Below are 23442 nucleotides of genomic sequence, written 5' to 3'. Positions count from 1 at the left end.
CAGCACTTTTTTGGAATGTCGCAGAGTCCACGCGATCGCAAAACTCAATTAAATATGCTCAAAAACGATTCCTCCAAGTATCTGCCAACCTTAGCTCAAGTAATAGACCGCTACCCCTTGACAGTTGCGCCCGATACCCCACTAGCAGAAGTAATTACCCTGATGGGTCAACGGCGCGGAAGTTGCTCTCTAAACGCAGCCATTCCACCAACCGATATCTATCAGCCACTAACAGACATCGCAAATTCCCCCACATCAAGTGCATTCAGAGACGCGACAGGTATCTGCGTCTTTGTCGTGGAAAAATACCTAGAAAAATTATCCTCGCACTCTAGTCCAAATTCTCAATTGCAAGGAATCTTCACCGAAAGGGATCTTGTCGATTTGATTGCCTCGGGCAAAAACTTAAAAGATGTCACCATCGCAGAAGTAATGAGGCAGCCTGCAGCAACTCTGACAAAATCCGAGAGTCAAGACATTTTCAGCGCCCTAATTCTGCTGGGGCAACGAAGAACTAAGCATTTGCCAATATTGGATAGTGAAGGTCAACTTTTAGGAGTAATTACCCCGGAAAGCATTCGCCAAGCCATGCTGAAACCGGCAAATCTCTTAAAAATGCGCCGCGTGAAAGAAGTAATGACCGCACAAGTCATTCAAGCACCTCGCTCCGCGTCAGTTAGGAGTTTAGCCGAGTTGATGGCGCAGCACCGCGTTAGCTGCGTAGTAATTACGGAATCAACAGAATTATCGAGGGATTTACCGTTCCCAATTCCAGTAGGTATAGTCACAGAACGGGATATTGTCGAATTTCAAGCTTTAGATATAGATTTGTCGAAAACGATCGCCCAAACTGTGATGAGTACCCCCTTATTTAGCCTCAAGCAAGAAGACTCGCTGTGGGTAGCTCATCAGGAAATGCACCAGCGTTTAGTCCGCAGGTTGGTAGTAACGGGGGAACAGGGAGAACTCGTGGGAATAGTTACTCAAACCAACATACTGCGCGTACTTGACCCGATGGAAATGTCCGGGGCGATCGATGTTTTGCACGATTCAGTGGCAGAAAGGACTAGGGAATTGGAAAAAGCGATCGCATCCCTCAGCTTGACTAACGCCAGACTAGAAAGCGAAATTGCTACCCGCGTGCGGGCCGAGGCCAGGCTCCACCTTTTAGAATCTGCTGTAGTGAACGCTAACGACGCAATCGTGATTATGGATGCGGGAGACAGCGATATCTCCGATCCCACCATCATTTATGCCAACGAAGCTTTTACCCAAATGACGGGCTACCTACCCGAAGAAATCATCGGACAAACGCCCAGTTGCTTGCGCGGCCCAGAAAGCGACCCCACCCAAGTCGCTAAAATTCGCCGTACTTTCTCTCGCCGAGAAGCCCTACGCCTGGAATTGATTAACTACCGCAAAGACGGTTCAACATATTGGGTGGAACTCAACAGCGTACCCATTGCCGACACCTCCGGGAACGTTACCCACTGGGTGTCGGTGCAGCGAGATATTACCGATCGCAAGCGCATGGAACAAGCATTTTTTGAAGAAAAAGAACTCGCTCAGGTTACTCTACAATCGATCGGCGATGGCGTCATCACTACTGACGCCGACGGCTACATTTCCACCCTGAATCCAGTTGCCGAACAACTCACGGGTTGGTCTACCCCGGAAGCTAAGGGTTTGCCCCTCGCCAGCGTTCTGAGAATAGTTGACGAAACTACCAGGCGGCCGACCGAAAATATCGCCGAAATTGCTTTGTGCGAAGGTCGGATTGTTGACCAAGGACACAACAGCTTGCTGATTGACCGCAACAACACCGAATTTGCGATCGACCACTGCGTCGCCCCCATCCACGCTAGCAGCGGCGAAATTGTCGGGGCCGTCGTTGTGTTCCGAGATGTCACGCAAGTGCGAACTCAAGCGCGGCAACTCACCTGGCAGGCAACTCATGACCCCCTGACGCAATTAGTCAACCGCCGGGAATTTGAGTACCAGTTAGAGCACGCCCTACACGGCGCTCAAGGTTACGGGCAAGAACACGTGATGCTTTACCTGGATCTCGATCGCTTCAAAATAGTTAACGACACCTGCGGTCATGCGGCAGGGGACGAACTACTGCGCCAAGTCAGCCAGCTATTTAAAAGCAATATCCGCAAAACCGATATTTTGGCGCGTTTGGGTGGCGATGAATTTGCCGTACTCCTGTACCATTGTCCCGTCGAACGAGGATTGAATGTTGCAGAATCGCTGCTGCGAAGCATTCAGCGATTCCGCTTTGCGTGGCAGGATAAAACTTTTTCGATCGGCGTCAGTATCGGTTTGGTAGCAATCAATCCCAAAACAGCCTCGACATCTGCGATTTTGAGCGCGGTCGATATGGCTTGCTACGCTGCTAAAAATAAAGGTCGCAACCGGGTACAGGTTTATCAAGCCGGCGATCAAGAATTAATCAAACAGCATGGCGAAACCGAGTGGGTGGTGCAAATTCATCAAGCTTTAGAAGAGAATCGCTTTTGCTTGTACTCTCAGCCGATCGTACCTTTGCTCAACTCTCCAACCACCGGAACCCACTGCGAAATCCTCCTGCGCCTCCAGTTGGAAACTGGTGAGTTGGTGTCGCCGATGGCGTTTATTCCGGCAGCCGAACGCTACAACTTGATGCACGCGATCGACCGCTGGGTAATTAGCACTTTATTTAGCCATTTATCTAAAATTTTCACGGCCAATTTATTAGTCCAAAACCCTGGGCTAGACAGCGATAAAATAGTTACCTTCCCTGCTTGCTCTCTTTCTGATCTGCAATCGTCATTGGGCAAATATCCCAACCTTTATTCCATCAACCTTTCTGGGGACAGCCTCAACGAAGAAAAGTTTATCGAGTTTATTCAGGAGCAGTTTTCTATCCATCAAATACCGCCGCAAATAATTTGTTTTGAAATTACCGAAACCGTTGCCATTGGTAATCTCAGTAAGGCAGCCAGCTTGATTTGGCAACTCAAGGAACTAGGCTGCCAGTTTGCCTTGGACGACTTCGGCAGCGGGATGTCTTCCTTTGCTTACCTGAAAAGCTTGCCGGTTGATTATCTCAAAATAGACGGCAATTTTATTAAGCATATTGTCGATAATCCTATTGATGTCGCAATGGTGGAAGCTATTACCAAAATCGCTCACGTCATGGGAATTAAAACTATTGCCGAGTATGTTGAAAATCAAACAATTATGGATAAACTAAATGAACTTGGGGTAGATTACGCCCAAGGTTATCATTTGGGAAAGCCTCAACCTTGTAACTTCACATCTCCTCTTTTAGAGGAATTTTTGGGGGAGTTTCCTGTTAATTCTTTGGCTTTTGAAGCTAAACTGGCTTGTTGAAGAAGGAAGTTTGGCAACGAGCCAGCAATGGGATTTAACGGATTTAAGGGAGGGATGTTGAGGGAAGAAGGAAAAGGGAAATGTTAATTTATCATAGGGTTTACTGTTGTTTCGGAATGATTTAAATGCAGAGAACGTAGAGGGCGCTGAGTCTCCAGAAGACAGAGAGGAATAATTCTGATACCAACGAATTTGATATCACATCAATTCCCTATTCCCATTCCCCATTACCCATTACCCATTACCTTCTACATTAGTTTCCGCCGCTTCAATGTACTGACTGTCTAACAGAAAAGCACCTTTTTCAAAGCGAATTCCCCAATAATTGCCGGGACGCCGATCGATCACAACGCCTTCAGCGCCGATGGCAATTAAATTCGCAGGCCGCAGCATCGGCATCGGTTCGGCAGTTTTGACGTAAGGCGGCATCGCCACAACTCTGACTTTTTGACCGATTGTAAATTCTTTTTCCATGAGTTTTATTTCCTAAAAAAACACAGCGATAAAGGAATTTTGACAAGAAATGTTTCTGTTTAATTGATTGATTGATTGATTGATTGATTGATTAGGGATGGATAATAAAATGGGGAATCATGGATCGTTATCAAGGGAATTACGGCTAAATTATTGATATTTTAGGCTTCCATCTTCGTTATATTCAAGTTCATGATATTTTCCCCCTAACCCTAAGTCATGAATACATCTTTGGTAGTTTTTGGCTCCCATATCAAAAGGGTTAGTCCTGTTCAATCTTGCCCATTCAGCTATCTTTAGCTGGTTAGTTATCCCTGAAGCATCGGCTACGGTTTTGACAATCCAATCAAACATTTTTTTCCTCTAAGCTGTCTCTCACTCTACATCTCTATATTAGCTATATATTCGCCTATGGCAATTAAACATTTTTTTCCTCTAAGCTGTATCTCACCCCTAACTCGGACGATCGCCCGTAACACCCCTGACCGATCGCGCTACAATTGTCAATCGGGATGAAAATGGCTGATTAGGAAAGTAGAGGAGTAGGTGTTATGGCTACAAGTCGTCGCATTGAGCGTGTAGCTTCAATGATTAAACGGGAAGTCAGCCTGATGTTGCTGAATGGAATCAAGGACGACCGGGTAGGTGCCGGTATGGTTAGCGTTACCGATGTAATTGTTTCGGGAGACCTTCAGCATACAAAAATTTTTGTCAGCATCTACGGTACTGATGAGGCGAAGGCTGAAACTATGGAGGGTTTGAAATCTGCTACTAGCTATGTCCGCAGTCAGTTGGGCCAACGATTGCAACTGCGCCGGACGCCGGAAGTGATTTTTCTCGAAGACCGTTCTTTGGAACGGGGCGATAAAATGCTGATACTGCTGAATCAGCTTTCTGCAGATCGCAAACCAGGTATGTTTGATGACGAAGAATTGGCCGAGGGCAATGAAAATGATGATGATGATGATGATGATTTAGAAGCAGACGAGGATTAGTGTCTGAAGTTAGTCAACAGCTTTCCTGTCAACAGTCCACAGTCAACAGTCCACAGTCAACAGTCAACAATTCCTAATTTCCCATGATTGACAATCTTTCCTTACCAGAACTGGTGGCCCAGATGTTCGTGGTGCGCGCTTCTGGCTGCTTGTTCGACCACCAAATTCGCTATCCCGAATGGGAACCAACTGCTAGCAAACTCCGCTATTATCTGGAAAAGTTGGGGGTCGGCGGGGTGATTTTGGTCGGGGGAAGTGCTGCGGAGTTGGCAGTTCGATCGCACCAATTGCAGTCTTGGGCAAAGTTTCCGCTACTGCTGGCGGCTGATATTGAGGAAGGTGTCGGCCAGCGGTTCGCGGGGGCGACTTGGTTCGGGCCGCCGATGGCGATTGCTGAAGTGGCGCGACACGAGGCAGGTAAAGCCGATCGATATGCTGAACAAATGGGCGCTGTCACTGCGATCGAAGCTAGGGCGATTGGTCTAAATTGGATTCTCGCACCAGTGGTGGATGTTAACAACAATCCCGACAATCCTGTGATTAATGTCCGCGCTTTTGGCGAGACACCGGAAATTGTCGGAAAATTAGCTGCTGCTTTTATTCGAGGCGCAGGTGAACACCCCGTTTTGACCACCGCTAAGCATTTTCCCGGCCACGGCGACACGGCGGTTGATTCTCACTTGGAATTGCCGGTTTTGCCACATTCGCCAGCGAGATTGACTGAGGTTGAGTTGCCTCCTTTTGTTGAGGCGATGGCTGCTGGGGTCGATGCTGTGATGAGTGCTCACTTGCTGATTCCGGCTTGGGATGCGGAGTTTCCTGCTACTCTTTCTCGCAAAATTTTGATCGGGAAGCTGCGAGAAGAGTTGGGATTTGAAGGTTTGATTGTGACGGATGCTTTGGTGATGGGTGCGATCGCCAATAAGTATGGCGCTAATGAAGCTGCTGTTTTGGCTGCTGAGGCTGGTGCTGATGTTTTGCTGATGCCGCTTGACCCGGAGGGGGCGATTCTCGCTGTCTGCGAAGCTGTCACTCAAGGGCGGCTCTCTATATCACAAATCAAGGCATCTGTCAACCGCATTTGGAAAGCGAAAATAAAGGTGGGTATGTTGATTTCTGACCCCCCCCAACTTGCTAAGGGGGGGAGCAAGAATTTACAATCCCTGGAGTCGATCGACTTAAGTTTGCTGGCAAACCCACAGGCAAGGGCAACTGCTACCGATATTTTGCGAGATTCTTTGAAATTTGGTGGCAATCTACCTTTGCAGGTTGCAAAACCCCCAGAAAACCAGTGTTTGCGGAATTTGATTGTTGTAGATGATGTTTTGGGGTGCGAGTTTTTGGGCAACCACACTCCGGCGATCGCCCTTCCTGAACAGTTTGGTTACGAATTGCAACTGATTGACGATCGCACAGGGGCGATCGCTGATAATACAGGTGCAGAACATTTTTCTCCGACACTGCTGCAAATTTTCATTCGCGGCAATTGCTTCCGAGGCAGTGCTGGTTTGACCGAAGCAGCTCAAGATTGGTTTAAGAAATTATTAAAAACGGGAGAACTGCAAGCTGTGTTAATTTACGGCAGTCCCTACGTTTTAGAGCAATTTTTGCCACACTTGCCTCCGAGTATTCCTTATGTATTTTGTTTTGGGCAAATGCCGGCAGCGCAATCTCTCGTTCTAGAAGTGCTATTCGGCATTGACGGAACTGGTAATGCTTGAGTTGCCGGACTCCTAAATCTTTCCTTTGCGGTTTCCGTCAGGACTTAAATTCATCAACCCGGTTTCTCGCAAGAAATGTTGCCTTTGGTGGCAAAGCATCCAGAAACCGGGAATCCGATGCGGGTTCCTAAGTTCTGAATTGAGCTTTCCAGCAGATCCGCTTCCTAGTCAGGAAAATGTGCTGTTTATCAATATCCTAAGACAGATCCCATCACTTACTGATGATTCGTATAATTTATTTTTATTTACGGCAGTGAATTGTATAGCTGGATACGGACAAAATTTAACTTCCATATTCGTAAGTTTGGACTATATTATTACCAGGGCCATAAAATTTTTTAGTAAAACATTGAGGGCGCATTATGATTCACTCCACTATTCCCCAAATCCAATACTCTTTAGATGTGATCCAAGATGAAGCGCGTCAGCTAGTGCATGAAGGCGTACTCAGCCGCCAACAGCCCATCTATACCCTGTGCCAGTTCATTCCGCCCCGGGAATGGGCTTGTGTAGAGTGCGAATTAGAAAAATGCGACTTCTTGCTGCGCGATCGCATTGCCGACCTGATAGGCTCTGAAAAATGGGACAATGACTAAATTTTGGTTCTCTTAAATTAAGTTGGCAAGTAAACTCCGGCTGTGTTAAAGACTCTTGATTCTTTAATACTGGGAATTTTCGGCGCGCAAATTTTCCAACTCGGCCCTCAGCGCTGCCATGTGTGCAGTTAATTCTTGAATCTCTAGCTTTACGTTAGGCTGTACAACCGAATCGGGAGGAGCATCAGTCGCTGCATCTGATTGCTTGGGCGAGACAGATTCATTGTCTGCATTCTCCCGATCGCCCGGTTGAGAGAAAATAGTATCTACAAAATTCCGGGCTTCTCGCTCAGTCATTTCTCCTTTTTCCAGCAGCTCATCGGCTAGCTGGCCAAAATCTGACTTCAGTTTGTCAAGATTTTCTTCTCGCTTCAGGGGATCTTGCAATGTCTCAATTAAAAAGGAAGTTGCACCTAAAGTTAGGTGAAATCCTGTTTGCAGCATTTGAGGCAGGTTGTCGGGATTCATCTAAAAATGCCGCTAGAACGTTTTTTTGAGTTTTTGCTTCGCTAGTTGCTCCCAAGTCGGGGCGTAAAGCCGCTTCTTAGGGAGAAGATGCTTGCCTTCTGGGTAGCGATCGCCCCGAGTCAGGAAATATCAGCTTTTGGGGGACGTTTTGCCGTTGTGCCAATACTAATCGTATCATTACTTCGGAAATTAATAAATGTCAAGTGTAAACTTTTGTAACTACGAATCGAGACTTTCCCACTGGAAGGCTCAGTCTATTTGATATTTCAGATTAAACAGGACTTAGGCAGTGTGACTAAAAAAAACCTGGTTGCTGGCCCCCCGTGCATAAGTCCTGTTCCATCCAGTTAAGGATACAGCGCTTCACCGGTGGAGGGGTCAAATATAAATAGTCGATCGAAGTCAAGCTGTACCGTTAGTTGATCGCCCGATCGCAAGCGAACACTCGCAGGTATTTGTAACTGTACAGTAGTGTCAGCGCTCAACAACGGCAAACTCGCCCGAATTAAAGTTTCTCGCCCCAGAGGTTCCACTACTTTTACCTCTACATCAAGAGGGACTTTTTCTAAGGCCCAAACATCGGTTTTCAAATCATCTTCTTCTACTGTTTGTGGCGTAAAGATTTCTATATTTTCTGGACGGATGCCCAAATCAAACCCTTGTCCTTCTCTCGCGTGCAATTTTTTCTGAATCGAGGGCGGACAGGGTAAATATTGATTTCCAACTTGAAAGGATTCGTTAGTATATATTACAGGGAAAATGTTCATGGCGGGATTGCCTAAAAATGTGGCCACCATGCGGTTAGCTGGTTTGGCATAAATGCTTTGCGGGTCTCCTATTTGTTGAATTTTTCCCCCATTTAAGACGACAATCTTATCAGCTAAAGTCATCGCTTCCACTTGGTCGTGAGTGACGTAAATTGTGGTAATTCCCAGCCGTTGATGCAGTTGTTTGAGTTCGGCTCTAGTGTCGTCTCGCAGTTGAGCATCGAGGTTAGAAAGCGGTTCATCTAAAAGGAATACTTTCGGTTCGCGGGCGATCGCCCTTCCGAGTGCTACCCGCTGCTGCTGTCCGCCTGATAGCTGTTTGGGCTTACGCTTGAGGAGATGGTCGATCGAAAGCGATCGGGCCACTGTTTCGACTCGTTCTTGAATTTTAGTCGGATCAACATTCCGCATCCGCAATCCAAATGCCAAGTTTTCTGCGACAGTCATGTGCGGATAAAGCGCGTAATTTTGAAACACCATTGCTACATCCCGCTGTCTAGCAGGAATGTTGTTAACTAAATTATCTCCGATGTAAAGATTGCCGGCAGTTGCGGTTTCTAAACCTGCAATTGTCCGCATAATTGTGGATTTACCGCAGCCGGATGGCCCGACTAATACCCAAAATTCCCCGTCCGGGATTTTGAAGCTGATGTTTTCGATCGCGGTGACGTTTTGGTAGCGTCGGGTAATATTTTCTAAGCGAACATTTGCCATTGTGTGACTGTAATTGGTAATTGATAATTAGTGATTTTTACCTTCAGTCTTCAGCCTTCAGAAAACTGTTCCAATTCTAAAACTGTGCGGTCTAATTCTTCAACTATAGGCGTTAACTCAGCTTGGCGGAATGCTTCTACTAAAGAACGATAATACCAGAGAGAACCATCTTTGCCACCTTTGAAGCGTTCCCAAACAGTATCTCCTAATTGACGGTAATCTTTCAGGATCGATCGAACATTATAAAGTTTATCAGCAGCCGAGACTAATCTGACCGAGCCAGAAGCTGTAGAAATGCGATCGATATAAGCTTGCTTTCGCTGACGCCAAGGGGGTTTCGGCGTCTCGTAACTGTCGGTACAGCCGTCTACAATCCCTGTGACGCTATCACCAAAGCGACGGCGGATGGCTTCGCGGGTGGTGGGGCCGCCTTGATCTTCGATCGCATCGTGAAGCAAAGCTGCGATCGCCTCATCTTCATTTGCCCCGTATTCTAAAGCTATACTAGCCGTGCCCAACAAATGGGCAATGTAGGGAACGCCCGAACCTTTGCGAAGTTGGGTAGCGTGCAATTCGGCTGCATAGGTGAGGGCTTCAGAAAAACGGTTTGAGAGAATCATGAAAGTCACCTTTCTGAATTGCTATGATATATAAATTGTCGGGCTAAGTTGAAAAGACCAAATCTACCAATTTCAATCATGTCATTAAATGCGATCGAGAGCGATCGCTTGTAAACTTATAATAGTTAAACAGAGGTTGCGAGCATGACAGCTACTATAATTATACCCCCCAATGCCGACCCAAACTCAGAGTTAGAATCACATCCTCAATTAGAAAATACACCAGAAATTTCCCACGAATCTGAGCCTAAAAAAGTCATATCTCTTGAAGATTTTTTAGTCAAACCTGCTGATAGAATGGAATGGGTTGACGGCAACTTAGTGGAGAAAACAGGAATCACATTCAAGCACAGTCTAGCTCAATCTAAATTAGCCCGTTTCTGGGGAAATTATAAAGACTCCAGCGGACAGGGAGGAGAAGTGCTTACAGAAATCCTTTGCCGCACTAGCAAGCGGGGCCGCCGTCCCGATGTTGCTTATATTACTCCTGAACTGCTGCCAGAATCAGGCAATTTTACAGCATTTTCCCAAAGTTTTCCTTTGATAGCGGAAGTTGCTTCCCCCGAAGATAGTGGCGAAGAGTTATTTGCGAAAGCTCAGGAATATTTGGAATCGGGATGTTTAGAAGTTTGGTTGCTATTTCCTGAAACGAGATTAGTATTTGTGAATGCAGGGCAAAGCTGGCGGTTGTTTAATGCGGATGAAGTGGTTAACACTCAAAGTGTGCTTGCAGGTTTTAGCGTAGCCGTCAGTGAATTGTTGGCTTGAGGAATGTGTTTAACTAATTTATTAAAACTCTAAAATTTAAATTAAATAATTAAATTTAAGGTAAAAATTTTCATATTAAGACTTGGTTTGATGAGTATGTGGCAGGGTTTAAATCGAGTTTGAGAGAGCTCAAACTACAGGTAACGAAAGAAGTATTGATACACTCGATCGCGCTCGATATATAAAGTTCCGCTTTTTCCAATCAACGTCAAAGACTTTTTTCGGGATTTTAAAGAGGGGGTGGAAAAATTTGCTGACCAATCTACGTTTAATTGTACAACATGAGAGTGGCTTCTAAACTAATGCAATTTTTGCTCAAAGTATTTCTTCTTCCTGAGCTTTCTGTGGGCTTCAATCGCTTAATTACTCTTATGAATCGGTTTCCAGGAGCCATTCCTGTAATTGAAGATGAGCCTGATTTTCACTTTTCCTCCGTCTAGAGTGAGAAAAAAGCGATAGTTTTAATTATTGAGCTGTGTAAAATATTTAAATCTCAACTATCAATTAAAACAGGGCGGTGGCTAACAACAGCCACCGCCCTCAAGATAGTATTACGCTATCTAAGTCTGTGCTTACGCAGGAAGCAAGACTGAATCAATAATGTGGATGACGCCATTATCAGCAGCCACATCGGCTGTTGTAACGGTAGAATCATTGATTTTGACGCCATTGGAAGCATCAATTTTCACTTCTGAACCTTCAACTGTCTTGGCAGATTTCAGCTTGACCACATCAGCGGCCATAACTTTGCCAGAAACGACATGATAAGTCAAGATTTTTGTGAGCTTAGGAATGTCCTTAAGCAGTGCTTCTACAGTACCTGCGGGAAGCTTAGCAAAAGCTTCGTCAGTAGGCGCAAAAACTGTGAAGGGGCCAGCGCCTTTGAGAGTATCTACTAAACCAGCAGCTTTGACAGCAGCAACTAGGGTTGTAAAAGATCCAGCCGAAACGGCGGTATCAACGATATCAGCCAAGTGAGTCACCTAGTTTTTGTAATCTATAAATCACTATAACGCTAAAAAGTTAATTTAGCTACATTAATTTTTTCTCTAGTTCTGTCTGGTTTTCTGAATTATTTAAGATAACATTTTTTATTTAACTCATTTCATAAAATACCTATCTAAAGGTAGATATGTTTTTGGTTTTTTTACTATATTTTAATTTATTGATGTAATCCTAAATACATTAGTAAGACGATCGCACGGCGGCGCTTTTTAAACTAAAGGCATGGGCGAGACAGCATCACCCTGCTACCGCATTTTGATTGACTTGGCAAAACATTCAACATTAAGCACAGCGCTAAGGCGCCATAAAACCAACCACCCCGACTGATGGCAACAGTTTGGGAAATCCCGATCTAAACTGTTAACAACCATTAACTAGGGGAAGGGTGACATGAGATACAAACTACTAGGTCACAGCGGGCTTCGCGTTTCCGAAATCTGCCTCGGAACCATGACTTTTGGGGAAGAGTGGGGTTGGGGGAGCTCCTACGACGAAAGCCGGAAAATGTTCGACGCCTTTGCAGAAGCGGGCGGCAATTTCATTGATACCGCGAATCTCTACACCAACGGTACTAGCGAAAAATATGTCGGCGAGTTCATCGCAGCCGATCGCGAAAAATGGGTAGTTGCCACTAAGTATAGCCTCAACATGAAGAATGGCGAAATCAATGGTTTCGGCAACCACCGCAAAAATATGGTACAAGCAGTAGAAGCAAGCTTGAAGCGATTGCAAGTTGAATATATAGATTTGTTGTGGCTGCACGCTTGGGATTTTACCACACCCGTTGAAGAAGTGATGCGCGCTTTTGACGATTTGGTGCGCGCCGGCAAAATTCTTTATATAGGCATTTCCGATACGCCGGCTTGGATTATTTCTCAAGCAAATACGATCGCCCATCTGCGGGGTTGGACACCATTTATCGGCTTGCAAATCGAGTATTCTTTAAAAGAGCGAACTCCTGAACGGGACTTGATCCCTATGGCAAAAGCCTTTGATATTGGCATTACAGCTTGGAGCCCCCTAGCAGCAGGCTTGCTGACAGGAAAATACAACTCTTCAGAAACCGCCAGCGAAGCTAAACGGCTTAATTCACCTGAATCTGGAAAAATTAACGAACGAGACCTCAAAATTGCTGACGAAGTTAGCAAAATAGCAGCCGAAATTGGCAAACCTGCTTCTCAAGTAGCCCTAAATTGGCTGATCCAACAGCCAGTCAAAGTTATTCCGATTGTGGGTTCGCGCAAACTCTCGCAACTTCAGGAAAATCTCGCTTGTTTGGAGTTTGAATTAACCCCGGAGCAAATGCAGCAGTTAGACAAAGTAAGTGCAATTGAATTGGGTTTTCCCCACGATTTCTTAAAGAGTTCGACGGTGCAAGATTTTGCCTTCGGAGGAGGAATGGCAAAAATTGACCGCCGACTTTAAAATTGCTGCTATCTTCTAGTCTGGGCGGGTTTACGTGGATATTTGGCGTTTGATTGCAGATATCGGTGAACGCGCCTTTAGAGGGATGATTGACATTTGTGCTGTGGGCGCGAGGCTAAACGGACGCCCACAGCGCAAATGTCATCACCTTGGTTTCTTGGCATATACTCGCGCAAAATCTTAGGTTTATCGTTGCCGCTGCCTGGTTTCTTTGGTATTGTTGAGACAGGTGCTCTTCGGTGAGTTTAACCTCACTGCATAAACTGTCAATTGTTAATCTATCGGAAGTCAGAAATCTCCCTCGCAACTTGGTATATTAGGATACAAATTTACCAAATTAGCGATCGGATGAGTTAAAAAAAAGCAAGGTTTGTCAAATCAAAAAGCAACATAAACTTGATGGCAAATTTTCTCTCATCTTCAAATAAAGCAATAAAACTCGCTCTTTTTTCACCCCGTAGCTGCCAGTTAAGAGTCATTTTACAAGGTCGATCGGCATTTTAACGGCTTTTCAACCCAGCCTGCAAGCTAGGTGTCTCCTGAGATAAAAGTCATCCTTCAGATAGAAGTTAGGGTAGAAAAAGTGGGTTACATTTAACAACAATAGCAAGTCTAACAATATTAACTTATCTCTAAGTTTCAATTCTGAAAAAAGCAGATAAGCCTGTTTTTTCCGCAGCTAAACAGTTTCTTTGTTTGGCTCACTGAATGCGGCGCTTGCTCGTCAATAAAAGTTCTCAGATTTATGCTTGCGAGTTTCAGTAAGACAAGGCTGAGAAAGATATCCTATTGACCAATTTTAACTGACAATTTTTCATGGACAAATTCCAGAGGCTAATATGTCGCCCCCAGAAAACTCAGTAAACAATAAGTATAGCAATAAAAGTCGAGCATGGGAGATCCGATTTACCTCTATAGATCCAGCCAAATCCCCCTCTCAATTCGCTCCCTCGCCCGCATTGCGCGCCAACTTATCAAAAGCTGATGCTTTAGAGGCACCAGATTTAGTTTGCCTGTCTCATTTGCGGTGGAATTTTGTCTATCAGCGTCCGCAACATCTCTTGAGTCGCTGTGCGAAAAGTCGTCGCGTCTTCTTTGTAGAAGAACCAATTTTGAGCGAAGCTACAGATTGGTGGCTTGATGTCAGCATCCACGAAAGCGGAGTCTGGGTAATAGTACCGCACCTGAGCAAAGGAATCAGCGAAGCAACAGCACAAACTGCTCAGCAAGCCATGCTAGATGATTTGTTTCGAGCGGCAGAAATTAGCCAGTACATCCTCTGGTATTACACACCAATGGCTGTCAGTTTCACAAACCACTTAAAGCCGTTAGCTGTAGTCTACGACTGCATGGATGAACTGTCAGCATTCAAAGGCGCGCACCCGGATTTAAAAGCCAATGAAAACCAATTATTAAAGCGCGCCAGCGTAGTATTTACCGGGGGACACAACCTTTACGAAGCCAAACAGCACCAGCACCCAAACATTCACGCCTTCCCCAGCAGCATCGAAAAAGAACACTTTGCGACAGCCAGGAATCTTTCAGAAGAACCAGCGGATCAAAAAGACATTCCTCACCCGCGTTTGGGATTTTATGGCGTCATAGACGAACGCATGGATATCGAACTGCTGGGGGGCATTGCCCAAGCAAGGCCGGACTGGCATTTAGTCATCATTGGCCCGGTGGCGAAAATCGATCCGGCAACTCTGCCAACTCACCCAAATATCCACTATCTCGGCGGCAAATCTTATCAAGAACTGCCAGCGTATCTTGGCGGATGGGATATCGCCATGCTGCCTTTTGCGATTAACGAATCGACTAAGTTTATTAGTCCCACGAAAACTCCAGAATACCTCGCTGCCGGCAAACCTGTGATTTCTACTCCTATCCGCGACGTGGTGCGGCCCTACGGAGAAAACGCCTTGGTTCGGATTGCTAGCAATTCAGAAGAATTCGTTGCTTGTGCCCAAGAAATCCTCAGCGAAAGTTCGGACGTTCGCACCCAGTGGCTGAGTGAAGTAGATGCCTTTTTAGCAGACAATTCTTGGGACAATACCTGGGGCGAGATGCTGGGGTTGATCGAAAGTGCGATCGACGATAAAAGGCAGAAAGCCGAAGGTCGGATGAAAGTTTTAAGTTAGGAAGGTTGAGGCTGAAGTTAAAGAGTTACACTTTACGGATTCAAAACTTAAAACTCAACACTCCTCGCTGTATGTCCAATTACCAATTATTCCTTACCCTTACCCTTACCCACAATCAGAGGTGTTTCAATGTTTGACTATTTAATCGTCGGAGCCGGATTTGCAGGTAGCGTCATTGCCGAAAGACTAGCAAATGAGGCCGGAAAAACTGTCCTGATAATTGATACCCGCAACCACATCGGCGGCAACGCATACGATCACTACGACGACCACGGCATCCTCGTACACAAATACGGCCCCCACATTTTTCACACCAATTCGCGCCCCGTTTTCGAGTATCTTTCGCGCTTCACCGAGTGGCGGCCCTACGAACACCGCGTCCTAGCCAGCGTTGACGGTCAACTGCTGCCCATTCCGATCAATCTCAACACCGTAAACGAACTTTACGGACTGAATCTCACCTCATTTGAAGTAGAAGATTTCTTCGCGAAAGTAGCAGAACCAAAGGATTACATTCGCACTTCCGAAGATGTAGTTGTCAGCAAAGTCGGCCGCGAACTTTACGAGAAATTCTTCCGCAACTACACCCGCAAACAGTGGGGAATGGATCCGTCGGAACTCGACAACTCAGTGATTGCGCGCGTACCCACTCGCACTAACCGGGACGATCGCTATTTCACTGATACCTATCAAGCAATGCCGCTGCACGGCTACACTCGGATGTTTGAAAAGATGCTTTCTCACCCAAACATCAAGGTGATGCTGAATACCGACTACCGCGAGATTGAGGGTTTTATCCCTTACGGAGAAATGATTTACACCGGGCCGGTCGATACCTATTTCAATTATTGCTACGGGAAACTTCCTTACCGTTCCTTGGAATTCAAGCACGAAACACTGAACGTACCCGTACACCAGAAAGCCCCGGTCGTAAATTACCCCAACGAGCATTTATATACTCGCTGCACGGAGTTTAAATACCTCACCGGACAAGAGCATCAAAAAACTAGCATTGTCTACGAATACCCCCAAGCTGAGGGAGACCCTTACTACCCGGTTCCGCGTCCCGAGAATGCCGAAGTTTACAAGAAATATAAGGCTTTGGCTGATGCAACTCCGGGAGTTTCTTTCGTGGGAAGGCTGGCGACTTACAAGTATTACAACATGGATCAAGTGGTCGCTCAAGCTCTGACAACTTACAAACAAATTACTACCAAGCCGGTGATTGAATTGGTAGAAAATGTTAACGGTACTCCCTCTAATGTAAGCTCCTCGAATGAAGTTGCCCCTCGCCCAGCCGCAGCTTCTCTAGAAGTCGCTGCTGTCAACAACGGCAACAGCCACGGCAACGGCAACGGCAAATCTGGTACCAAGTAGCTAGAAGCTGCGAGTTACGGGTAAAAAGGTAAGGTGCCGAGAGAGCACCTTACTCGCTTTTCATCAAAAGTTATTTAATAATTCAAACAAGCATTGAGGTAAAAATGAACGTTCTAGTTAAAATTGTTTTGTCTCATGAGGTTTTGGAAAATTCTCAATTTGCTCAGTTTCAGAAAGAAATACAGCGCCTCATTGAAAACGGTGGCAAAATTCTTATGCTGGATTTCTCAAAGATAAATTTCCTGAAAAATTCCGAGTTAATGGCTGTAGTGGCGATCGTGAAATTAGTTAGAGACAGCCAATGTATACTTTTGATCTCTGCCATGAGCGAACAAGTTAGAATTCTATTTGAACTCACGGGACTACAGCAAATATTTCATTGTTTGCCGTTTGCAGAAGAATTTTCTCTCACAAGTGAGCTAACTGAACAGTTAGGAGGTTTGCCAAGTCTTGCTAGCTAGAGGGATAGGGGGATAGGGGGGATAGGAAAAATCTTCCTGGTTTTTTCTTCTTTCTTCTGACTAATGAGTTCAGCACAAGAGAGCCTGCAGATGAGGCTGTTTTAATTGGCAGAACTTTTGCAAATTAATCAGCAAAAAACTTGTCAAAGTGGTGGTAATTGTAGCTAACCTATAAATATAACTTTGGGTAGATGTGCCGATGAGTTGGTTAGGTAGAGAACTAGAAAATTGCGAGATAGAAGAGTCTGCAACTCTTGATAGTAAGGTGACAGTTCAAGGACGGAAAACAGGTTATCCGCGCCCCCAACTGCGCCGGAGCAACTGGATTTGTCTCAATGGTCAGTGGAGATTTGCTTATGATGACGGCGGACGTTGTGTGCAGCCGATCGATATTTCTGAGTGGACTCACACTATAGAAGTGCCGTTTGCTCCAGAATCGCCAAAAAGCGGGATCGGCGATACGAATTTTCACGCCAACTGCTGGTATGAACGCGAATTTGACGTACCCCACACAGAAGGCAGAGTTCTCCTCCACTTTGGGGCCGTAGACTATTGCGCCCGCGTCTGGGTGAACGGTCAGTTTGTCATCGAACACGAAGGCGGACACACTCCTTTCACCGCAGACATTACAGCAGTTTTGAACCTCAACGGGCCGCAGCGGGTGACAGTCTGGGCCCAGGACGACCCGCAAGGTTTGGAGCAACCCCGCGGCAAGCAAGACTGGCAAATAGAGCCACATAGTATTTGGTATCCGCGCACGACCGGCATTTGGCAGACAGTGTGGGTAGAATTGGTACCTCACACTTATATCGAGCGCATCCGCTGGACTCCCCAGTTTGAACGCTGGGAAATCGGTTTTGAAGCCTTTGTCGCGGGCGATCGCCAGTCCGGAATCCAAATTAAAGTTAAACTGTCGATCGGCTGTCTGCTGCTGGTCAACGACACCTACGAAGTCCTCAACGGCGAAATCCACCGCCGCATCGCCCTCTCCGACCCTGGTATTGACGACTACCGCAACGAATTGCTGTGGAGTCCCGAAAAGCCGACGCTAATTAACGCTCAAGTGCAGTTGTGGGCCGACGGCAAACTACTCGACGAGGTTAAATCTTATACCGCCATGAGGACGGTCAGCATCCAGCGCGATCGCTTCATGCTAAACGGCCGCCCCTACTATTTGCGACTGGTGCTCGACCAAGGTTACTGGCCCGAGACCATGATGACGGCCCCTTCCGACGAAGCTTTGCGGCACGATGTCGAATTAGTCAAAGCAATGGGTTTCAACGGCGTCCGTAAGCACCAAAAAATCGAAGACCCCCGATTTTTGTACTGGGCTGACGTGCTGGGGCTCTTAGTTTGGGAAGAAATGCCCAGCGCCTACCGCTTCACTCCCAAAGCCGTGCAACGGCTGACGCGGGAGTGGACAGAAGTCATCGACCGCGACGCCAGCCACCCCTGTATCGTAGTCTGGGTGCCGTTCAACGAATCTTGGGGAGTTCCGAATTTAGTCGAAGCTGCAGCCCACCGCAACTACGTGCAAGCGCTGTATTTCTTGACAAAAACCCTCGATCCGACTCGCCCCGTCATCGGTAACGACGGCTGGGAAAGCATCGATACCGACATCCTGGCGATTCACGACTACGACAACAACCCGCACACCCTAGCCAAGCGCTACGGGCCCGAAGTCCAGCTAGCGGATTTGTTCGATCGCGGGCGTCCGGGAGGGCGTATCCTCACCCTCGACGGCCACCCGCACCAAGGACAGCCGATGATGCTGACAGAATTCGGCGGCATCGCCTGCGCTGGCCGCGAAAACCCCGATTTTTACAGGGTTTGGGGCTACGTGCGCGCGTCGGACACCCAGGAACTGCAAAGGCGCTACAGCGCGCTGTTGAAGGTGGTAAACCAAGTGGAAATGTTCAGCGGATTTTGTTACACGCAGTTAACCGATACTTACCAAGAAGCTAACGGTTTGCTGTATGCCGATCGCACTCCCAAATTTCCCCTAGAGGTGATCGCTGCGGCAACTCTCGGCTGGGATATTCCCGAAGAAAGTTCACAGCCGCAAGCTATTACTCAATGCTAATGGGGCATGGGGCATTGGGCATTGGTAATTGGTAATTGCCCGCAGTTCCAATTTATTGGATATAGCAAGTCTCAATCATTTATGAACCTCTTCCCTTTTCCCAATGCCCAATGCCCTATGCCCAATGCCCCATTACCCATTACCCATCCGATTGATGTTTCAAAGTTTTTTCATGGGCGGATTTGAATGTTCCACCCACAGGTTGCAATCTGGAAAACGCCTCGATGTCACAGCCGCCACCGGTCACGATAAATTTGCAGCAGCCGACTACCAACGCTTGCAGGACCAAGGCATTTACACAGTCCGCGAAGGCCTCCGCTGGCACTTAATCGAACAGACACCCGGAAAATACGATTTTTCCAGTTCCCTGCCAATCATCCGGGCCGCCCGCGACATGAAAATGCAGGTAATTTGGGATTTGTTTCACTACGGCTGGCCCGACGATATTGATATTTTCAGTCCCGAATTTGTGTCCAGGTTTGCAAACATGGTGGGCGCTTTTATGGAAGTGCTGACGGAGGAAACCGACCAAACACCTTTTGTAACACCTGTCAATGAAATTTCATTTATTGCTTGGGCCGGCGGCGATGTCGCCTACATCAATCCGTTTGCAAAAGGGCGGGGAGACGAACTAAAAATCCAGTTAATCAAAGCTTCGATCGCAGCGATAGAATCAGTTTGGGAAGTCAATCCCCGCACTCGGATCGTTCAAATCGACCCCGTAATTAACATTATTGCTGACCCTGACAAACCGGAGGATCGGGACGCGGCGGAAGGTTATCGCTTATCTCAATATCAAGCTTGGGATATGTTGGCTGGACGTTTTCGCCCGGAACTTGGCGGTAAGGAAAAATATCTCGATATTATTGGGGTGAATTATTACGATCGCAATCAGTGGATTCACAATGAAGAGCCGATGAAATACACCGATCCGCTGTACCGCCCGTTTCGTGAAATGCTGCAAGAAGTGTTTGAGCGTTACCGCCGCCCCTTATTCATCGCTGAAACAGGCACTGAAGACGATTTTAGACCTGTCTGGTTTAATTATGTGTGCACAGAGGTAATGGCGGCGATGAAAGCAGGAGTTCCGATAGAGGGAATCTGCTTGTATCCGATTGTCAACCATCCGGGTTGGGACGACGACAGGCACTGTTACAATGGTTTGTGGGATTATTGCAATGAATCGGGCGATCGGGAAATTTATCAGCCTTTGGCGGATGAATTGCAGTTTCAAAGGCAGCAGATTGAACCGTTGCTGAAGTCGCAGAATTGATAGCTGCGATCTAATTCTGTAGGGTGCGCTGGGGCGCACCTTATAATAAATCTGCGTTAAAAATTCCCGATGATTTCCTAATATTTCATTCGCTCAACTCAGCATAAAATAGTCAAGCTCATCTACATTGTGAATAATCTTGGAATCAGGAACGCCATAAGCTTCAGCTAATTCGATACTAGCTTGCAATCTCAATTCAAGGTTTAAGTTAGATTCAAAAGCTGCTTCCGCTAAGTTACCTAATCGTTCATAGGTAGCAACAATATTAGCAACGGCTGCCTTATAAGCGCGATCAATTTTAGCGAGGGACTGTTTATAATATTGTTCCACTTGTCGAGCAATATGAGTATCTTTTCCCAATAACTGCTTACAGAAACCTGTCACGATTCGACCCGCGATCGCACCAATGATAGCGCCAACAACAGGAATCGGAATCAAAGCTTGTCCGATAGTAGCTCCAGCAGCAACAATGGCTGAATCAGCACAAGCAAATAAACTTAATTCAACGAATTGATCGGCAGTAATTTCCCTTCGATTCAAACTGCCGACCAAGCTAGCAATTTCCATACCAGCACTAACAAAAGCACCAGCTAAAGGTGCAGACATTTGGGCAAAATTAGTTAACCCATAAATAGCTGTTGCCGATATACCACTAAGTGCAGCTCCTTTTGCCGTATCAATTCCAATTTCTTGCCAGTCTTCGGGGGTTAACTCACCCTTAAAAACGTTTTTACCTTGCTTATACTTAGCGTAAAGCTTAGTAGCAAATCGAATACTACCACCAATAACCGCGCCTTTAACAGCAACGTTACCAAAATCAGCCAGAGTAGGTTTAGCTTCGTAGCGTATCCCATCCTTAATTTGTTTGTTTTCTTGCTTTAATTCATGCTCTCTGCGATCTAGCGTATCGTCAACTTTGCCTATTTGCACATCTTCATAGTTAGACGATCCAGCTTGAACAGTCTGACTGAAAGGACGACCAGATATCTGCTCTATTTCTTGAGCTTTTTCTTGTATTTTTTGAGCAGTACGACTTGTTATTCCCTCGACTTGTTGCCCTTTCAATATTTTATCAATAATTTCATATTGGTTTTTAGGGATATGGTAATATGACCCATCTCTGCCAAAACTTTCGTATTTCTTCATGTGGTCGAGAACGTGGTCTAAATTATTGCCAATCCCATTCACAAATTTAGACTGTACTTTAATACCATCAATTAAATAATCTTCCGGTGCTGTTCTACCCACTCCTTCAAAAGTAGCGCGAGTTTCAGAGGAGTTCAAAAGAGATTTTGCATTGCGAATACCAACTTCCACTTGCTCAGCTATTTCACCGTGTTTTGTGCTTGTGTTTCCCAGAATGTTTTCGGGAGTACCCACAAAATCACGAACTTTATCAATCTCCCCGACCGCTGTAAAAAAAGCTCGGTCTTGTTTACTGAGTTCCGTTGCAAGCTGTTCTGCATGGCGCAGATTTTCCTCTGCTACTATTGCAGCAACGAATTGAGTTGTCAGATGTCTATCTTCTCTTTTTTCCATGTTTAAAAAAATGCAGCATTACTCCCTAATTGCTAGAGTCTAATGCTGCACTCCAAATTATAATTACATTGTCAGGTTTACGGTCTTTTTAATAGACTCGCTCAGGGAAGTAATGGAATTGATTAAAGTCCCCAGCCTTTGTTTGAGAGCTTGGCTAAAATTCAGGTAATTCAAAGGTGCATTCTGCTTGAAGTATTGCAGTTCACTTTGAATCAAGTTAGCTAGTTTGACAGTTTCCCCCTCAAGAAGATTGACTTCTTTCTTGGTTATGTTGACTTTAGCTGTGTCACCTTCAATTTCAAGAGCGCGGTTGTTGGCTTCGTTCCCAATTTTCTCATTCTCGCTACTTGTCCAAAAAGCACTACCAGCCAAAGCTACACCACCAATCCCCCAGCCAATCGGCCCTGCTAGTGCCAGCAGTGCATTTCCAGCCACCATACCGCCACCACCCACAGTAAGAGCGCCACCTCCTAACCAGGCTAAAGCAGCATTAACGGCGGCTGCACCGGAAAGAGAAGCAATCGCAGTACCTGTTGAGGCTGTTCCAAAAGTTGTGGCAATTGCCATTGCTGCTGCTGGCCCAAAACAGGCAACTCCTGCTCCAGCCATGACTCCTGCACCACCTGCTGCTGCGGCTACATTGCTGTTATGAGCCGAATAAATTAGATCCCAATCTTTGCCAGTAATTTCCTTGAGCTGAAACTTCAGTTTTGTAACAACTTTGCTAAATTCTTTTGGCGAGTTGGCCAACGTGTTAATATACTTTTCGCATAGTTGGATAATCTCAACCCCACGATTAACTCGCGTTTGATAAAGACTTCCAGCGGCATTTTGTAAATACTCACAATCTCTTTGGTAATTTTCTACTGCACGGCGCAGTTTCTCTTGTGCCTCTTTTTTGTATTCGTGGTTAAACATTTACGGGTAAATACCTAATTATGAGGAGTTTGTGTTGATAACTCTGTCCAGCAGATAACTCTACCGCGCAAGCAGTGAGCCTTCCCCCGATTCCAGGTGTAAAATTAATCACGATCCTGCTTTCCTTGATACTAACTTAACCACCTTTAACAAAGAAACTAATAAGCATTAGGAATTGTGCTAGACTTTGATTATAAAAAATCCAGAAACCTATCCCCTGCAATGGCATCCTCTAACGATCGCTTCTCCGAAGCTGCCCGCGACTGGGACTTAGAAACTCTTTACACAGACCTAGCATCCGCCAAGGGAAAGCGGCTCACGCCCACAGAGAAACAACATCTACGGGGTCTACTCTGCGGCTACAGTCCCGCCGAAATTGCCGAAAGGCTCGGTAAAAACCCCAAGGGAATTGCCGTAGATTTCTGTAATACTTTATACCAATATGTAAAAAATCTTGTAGGTAAAGCTGATGAAAAGGTAGAAAACTGGAGGAAGATTTGTGAATGGCTGGAGGACGCAGGATATAAAACTCAGCCATCTGCCGAACCTGAATCAGGTGATTGTTTACCAATAAAATTCTTAATAAAAAAAGCCAATGTAGTTGTTGATAAAAATCAAATCATAGTTGATATAAACCTGCGAATAGTCGCATCCTCACCTTCAGAAATTCCCATCATAGAAAACTTCGATATCAATGGCAATGGTGCCAACTAACGAAA

Annotated in this window: 20 protein-coding genes; 12 read left to right on the top strand and 8 right to left on the bottom strand. The window is 45.9% G+C overall.

From position 1 onward, the window contains the following. Positions 1 to 15 precede the first annotated feature (15 nt). Entirely contained in the window at positions 16 to 3378 is a 3363-nt protein-coding gene (locus tag NDI35_RS03320) for an EAL domain-containing protein (protein ID WP_445311489.1), read from the top strand. A gap of 234 nt (positions 3379 to 3612) precedes the next feature. On the opposite strand, the gene sipA is transcribed toward NDI35_RS03320, so the two are convergent. Together sipA and NDI35_RS03310 are read right to left on the bottom strand one after the other, a co-directional pair. Continuing rightward, positions 3613 to 3852: a regulatory protein SipA gene (gene sipA, locus NDI35_RS03315; protein WP_333067909.1), complete on the bottom strand. Its 240-nt coding sequence runs from the start codon at positions 3850 to 3852 to the stop codon at positions 3613 to 3615. A 150-nt stretch (positions 3853 to 4002) separates the two neighbouring features. Continuing rightward, positions 4003 to 4206, bottom strand: coding sequence for a hypothetical protein (locus NDI35_RS03310; protein ID WP_445311488.1), 204 nt, complete (start codon positions 4204 to 4206; stop codon positions 4003 to 4005). Positions 4207 to 4403: 197 nt separating this feature from the next. On the opposite strand from NDI35_RS03310, the gene rbfA reads away from it, so the two are divergent. The 3 genes from rbfA to NDI35_RS03295 all read left to right on the top strand — a co-directional run bounded on the left by rbfA (position 4404) and on the right by NDI35_RS03295 (position 7164). Further along, positions 4404 to 4847 carry a 30S ribosome-binding factor RbfA gene (gene rbfA, locus NDI35_RS03305; protein ID WP_333067905.1) on the top strand — a complete coding sequence of 148 codons (444 nt, stop codon included), beginning with the start codon at positions 4404 to 4406 and terminating at the stop codon, positions 4845 to 4847. An 83-nt stretch (positions 4848 to 4930) separates the two neighbouring features. After that, positions 4931 to 6568 (top strand): glycoside hydrolase family 3 protein, encoded by a 1638-nt coding sequence (locus tag NDI35_RS03300; RefSeq protein WP_445311487.1) that lies wholly within the window; start codon positions 4931 to 4933, stop codon positions 6566 to 6568. Positions 6569 to 6930: 362 nt separating this feature from the next. Beyond that, complete coding sequence (locus NDI35_RS03295) at positions 6931 to 7164, top strand: DUF4327 family protein (protein WP_333035426.1); 234 nt, start codon at positions 6931 to 6933, stop codon at positions 7162 to 7164. A gap of 63 nt (positions 7165 to 7227) precedes the next feature. On the opposite strand, the gene NDI35_RS03290 is transcribed toward NDI35_RS03295, so the two are convergent. The 3 genes from NDI35_RS03290 to NDI35_RS03280 form a co-directional block, all read right to left on the bottom strand. Then, entirely contained in the window at positions 7228 to 7632 is a 405-nt protein-coding gene (locus NDI35_RS03290; RefSeq protein ID WP_333212650.1) for a hypothetical protein, read from the bottom strand. Positions 7633 to 7979: 347 nt separating this feature from the next. Beyond that, the gene (locus NDI35_RS03285; RefSeq protein ID WP_445311486.1) at positions 7980 to 9113 is read right to left on the bottom strand and encodes an ABC transporter ATP-binding protein; all 1134 of its coding nucleotides are present in this window, start codon (positions 9111 to 9113) and stop codon (positions 7980 to 7982) included. 50 nt (positions 9114 to 9163) lie between these two features. Further along, positions 9164 to 9733 carry an HD domain-containing protein gene (locus NDI35_RS03280; protein ID WP_445311485.1) on the bottom strand — a complete coding sequence of 190 codons (570 nt, stop codon included), beginning with the start codon at positions 9731 to 9733 and terminating at the stop codon, positions 9164 to 9166. A 144-nt stretch (positions 9734 to 9877) separates the two neighbouring features. Between NDI35_RS03280 and NDI35_RS03275 the strand changes: the two genes are divergently transcribed. After that, entirely contained in the window at positions 9878 to 10501 is a 624-nt protein-coding gene (locus tag NDI35_RS03275) for a Uma2 family endonuclease (protein ID WP_445311484.1), read from the top strand. Positions 10502 to 11073: 572 nt separating this feature from the next. Here NDI35_RS03275 and NDI35_RS03270 read toward each other — a convergent pair. Then, positions 11074 to 11475: a CO2 hydration-associated protein CupS gene (locus NDI35_RS03270; protein ID WP_333067889.1), complete on the bottom strand. Its 402-nt coding sequence runs from the start codon at positions 11473 to 11475 to the stop codon at positions 11074 to 11076. 421 nt (positions 11476 to 11896) lie between these two features. Here NDI35_RS03270 and NDI35_RS03265 point away from each other — a divergent pair, with 421 nt between their 5' ends. The 6 genes from NDI35_RS03265 (at position 11897) to NDI35_RS03240 (ending at position 20266) form a co-directional block, all read left to right on the top strand. After that, complete coding sequence (locus NDI35_RS03265) at positions 11897 to 12931, top strand: aldo/keto reductase (RefSeq protein ID WP_445311483.1); 1035 nt, start codon at positions 11897 to 11899, stop codon at positions 12929 to 12931. An 839-nt stretch (positions 12932 to 13770) separates the two neighbouring features. Further along, the gene (locus NDI35_RS03260; RefSeq protein ID WP_445311482.1) at positions 13771 to 15072 is read left to right on the top strand and encodes a glycosyltransferase family 1 protein; all 1302 of its coding nucleotides are present in this window, start codon (positions 13771 to 13773) and stop codon (positions 15070 to 15072) included. A 129-nt stretch (positions 15073 to 15201) separates the two neighbouring features. After that, complete coding sequence (glf, locus tag NDI35_RS03255) at positions 15202 to 16449, top strand: UDP-galactopyranose mutase (RefSeq protein ID WP_445311481.1); 1248 nt, start codon at positions 15202 to 15204, stop codon at positions 16447 to 16449. A 104-nt stretch (positions 16450 to 16553) separates the two neighbouring features. Then, complete coding sequence (locus NDI35_RS03250; RefSeq protein ID WP_445311480.1) at positions 16554 to 16910, top strand: STAS domain-containing protein; 357 nt, start codon at positions 16554 to 16556, stop codon at positions 16908 to 16910. A 199-nt stretch (positions 16911 to 17109) separates the two neighbouring features. Next, positions 17110 to 18993: a glycoside hydrolase family 2 protein gene (locus NDI35_RS03245; protein ID WP_445311479.1), complete on the top strand. Its 1884-nt coding sequence runs from the start codon at positions 17110 to 17112 to the stop codon at positions 18991 to 18993. Positions 18994 to 19117: 124 nt separating this feature from the next. Further along, a complete protein-coding gene (locus tag NDI35_RS03240) occupies positions 19118 to 20266 on the top strand; it encodes a glycoside hydrolase family 1 protein (RefSeq protein WP_445311478.1) in 1149 nt (382 codons plus the stop codon). Between the two features lie 93 nt (positions 20267 to 20359). Here the strand turns inward: NDI35_RS03240 and NDI35_RS03235 are convergent, their stop codons facing one another. Together NDI35_RS03235 and NDI35_RS03230 are read right to left on the bottom strand one after the other, a co-directional pair. After that, a complete protein-coding gene (locus NDI35_RS03235) occupies positions 20360 to 21805 on the bottom strand; it encodes a hypothetical protein (protein ID WP_445311477.1) in 1446 nt (481 codons plus the stop codon). 63 nt (positions 21806 to 21868) lie between these two features. Next, positions 21869 to 22723 carry a hypothetical protein gene (locus tag NDI35_RS03230; RefSeq protein ID WP_445311476.1) on the bottom strand — a complete coding sequence of 285 codons (855 nt, stop codon included), beginning with the start codon at positions 22721 to 22723 and terminating at the stop codon, positions 21869 to 21871. Positions 22724 to 22945: 222 nt separating this feature from the next. Here NDI35_RS03230 and NDI35_RS03225 point away from each other — a divergent pair, with 222 nt between their 5' ends. Continuing rightward, positions 22946 to 23437 carry a helix-turn-helix transcriptional regulator gene (locus tag NDI35_RS03225; RefSeq protein WP_445311475.1) on the top strand — a complete coding sequence of 164 codons (492 nt, stop codon included), beginning with the start codon at positions 22946 to 22948 and terminating at the stop codon, positions 23435 to 23437. Positions 23438 to 23442: the final 5 nt, after the last annotated feature.

Origin of the sequence: Microcoleus vaginatus FACHB-2002 (genome assembly GCF_040004035.1) — a bacterium.
Taxonomy (GTDB): domain Bacteria; phylum Cyanobacteriota; class Cyanobacteriia; order Cyanobacteriales; family Microcoleaceae; genus Microcoleus; species Microcoleus vaginatus_C.
The sequence above is the reverse complement of the archived record's forward strand: the minus strand, read 5'-3'. Positions and strand labels throughout refer to the sequence as shown.

Excerpts from the sequence above, each read along its gene's own strand:
- NDI35_RS03320 (WP_445311489.1), top strand. The coding sequence starts at position 16 with ATGTCGCAGAGTCCACGCGATCGCAAAACTCAATTAAATATGCTCAAA.
- sipA (WP_333067909.1), bottom strand. The coding sequence starts at position 3,852 with ATGGAAAAAGAATTTACAATCGGTCAAAAAGTCAGAGTTGTGGCGATG.
- NDI35_RS03310 (WP_445311488.1), bottom strand. The coding sequence starts at position 4,206 with ATGTTTGATTGGATTGTCAAAACCGTAGCCGATGCTTCAGGGATAACT.
- rbfA (WP_333067905.1), top strand. The coding sequence starts at position 4,404 with ATGGCTACAAGTCGTCGCATTGAGCGTGTAGCTTCAATGATTAAACGG.
- NDI35_RS03300 (WP_445311487.1), top strand. The coding sequence starts at position 4,931 with ATGATTGACAATCTTTCCTTACCAGAACTGGTGGCCCAGATGTTCGTG.
- NDI35_RS03295 (WP_333035426.1), top strand. The coding sequence starts at position 6,931 with ATGATTCACTCCACTATTCCCCAAATCCAATACTCTTTAGATGTGATC.
- NDI35_RS03290 (WP_333212650.1), bottom strand. The coding sequence starts at position 7,632 with ATGAATCCCGACAACCTGCCTCAAATGCTGCAAACAGGATTTCACCTA.
- NDI35_RS03285 (WP_445311486.1), bottom strand. The coding sequence starts at position 9,113 with ATGGCAAATGTTCGCTTAGAAAATATTACCCGACGCTACCAAAACGTC.
- NDI35_RS03280 (WP_445311485.1), bottom strand. The coding sequence starts at position 9,733 with ATGATTCTCTCAAACCGTTTTTCTGAAGCCCTCACCTATGCAGCCGAA.
- NDI35_RS03275 (WP_445311484.1), top strand. The coding sequence starts at position 9,878 with ATGACAGCTACTATAATTATACCCCCCAATGCCGACCCAAACTCAGAG.
- NDI35_RS03265 (WP_445311483.1), top strand. The coding sequence starts at position 11,897 with ATGAGATACAAACTACTAGGTCACAGCGGGCTTCGCGTTTCCGAAATC.
- NDI35_RS03260 (WP_445311482.1), top strand. The coding sequence starts at position 13,771 with ATGTCGCCCCCAGAAAACTCAGTAAACAATAAGTATAGCAATAAAAGT.
- glf (WP_445311481.1), top strand. The coding sequence starts at position 15,202 with ATGTTTGACTATTTAATCGTCGGAGCCGGATTTGCAGGTAGCGTCATT.
- NDI35_RS03250 (WP_445311480.1), top strand. The coding sequence starts at position 16,554 with ATGAACGTTCTAGTTAAAATTGTTTTGTCTCATGAGGTTTTGGAAAAT.
- NDI35_RS03245 (WP_445311479.1), top strand. The coding sequence starts at position 17,110 with ATGAGTTGGTTAGGTAGAGAACTAGAAAATTGCGAGATAGAAGAGTCT.
- NDI35_RS03240 (WP_445311478.1), top strand. The coding sequence starts at position 19,118 with ATGCCCCATTACCCATTACCCATCCGATTGATGTTTCAAAGTTTTTTC.
- NDI35_RS03235 (WP_445311477.1), bottom strand. The coding sequence starts at position 21,805 with ATGGAAAAAAGAGAAGATAGACATCTGACAACTCAATTCGTTGCTGCA.
- NDI35_RS03230 (WP_445311476.1), bottom strand. The coding sequence starts at position 22,723 with ATGTTTAACCACGAATACAAAAAAGAGGCACAAGAGAAACTGCGCCGT.
- NDI35_RS03225 (WP_445311475.1), top strand. The coding sequence starts at position 22,946 with ATGGCATCCTCTAACGATCGCTTCTCCGAAGCTGCCCGCGACTGGGAC.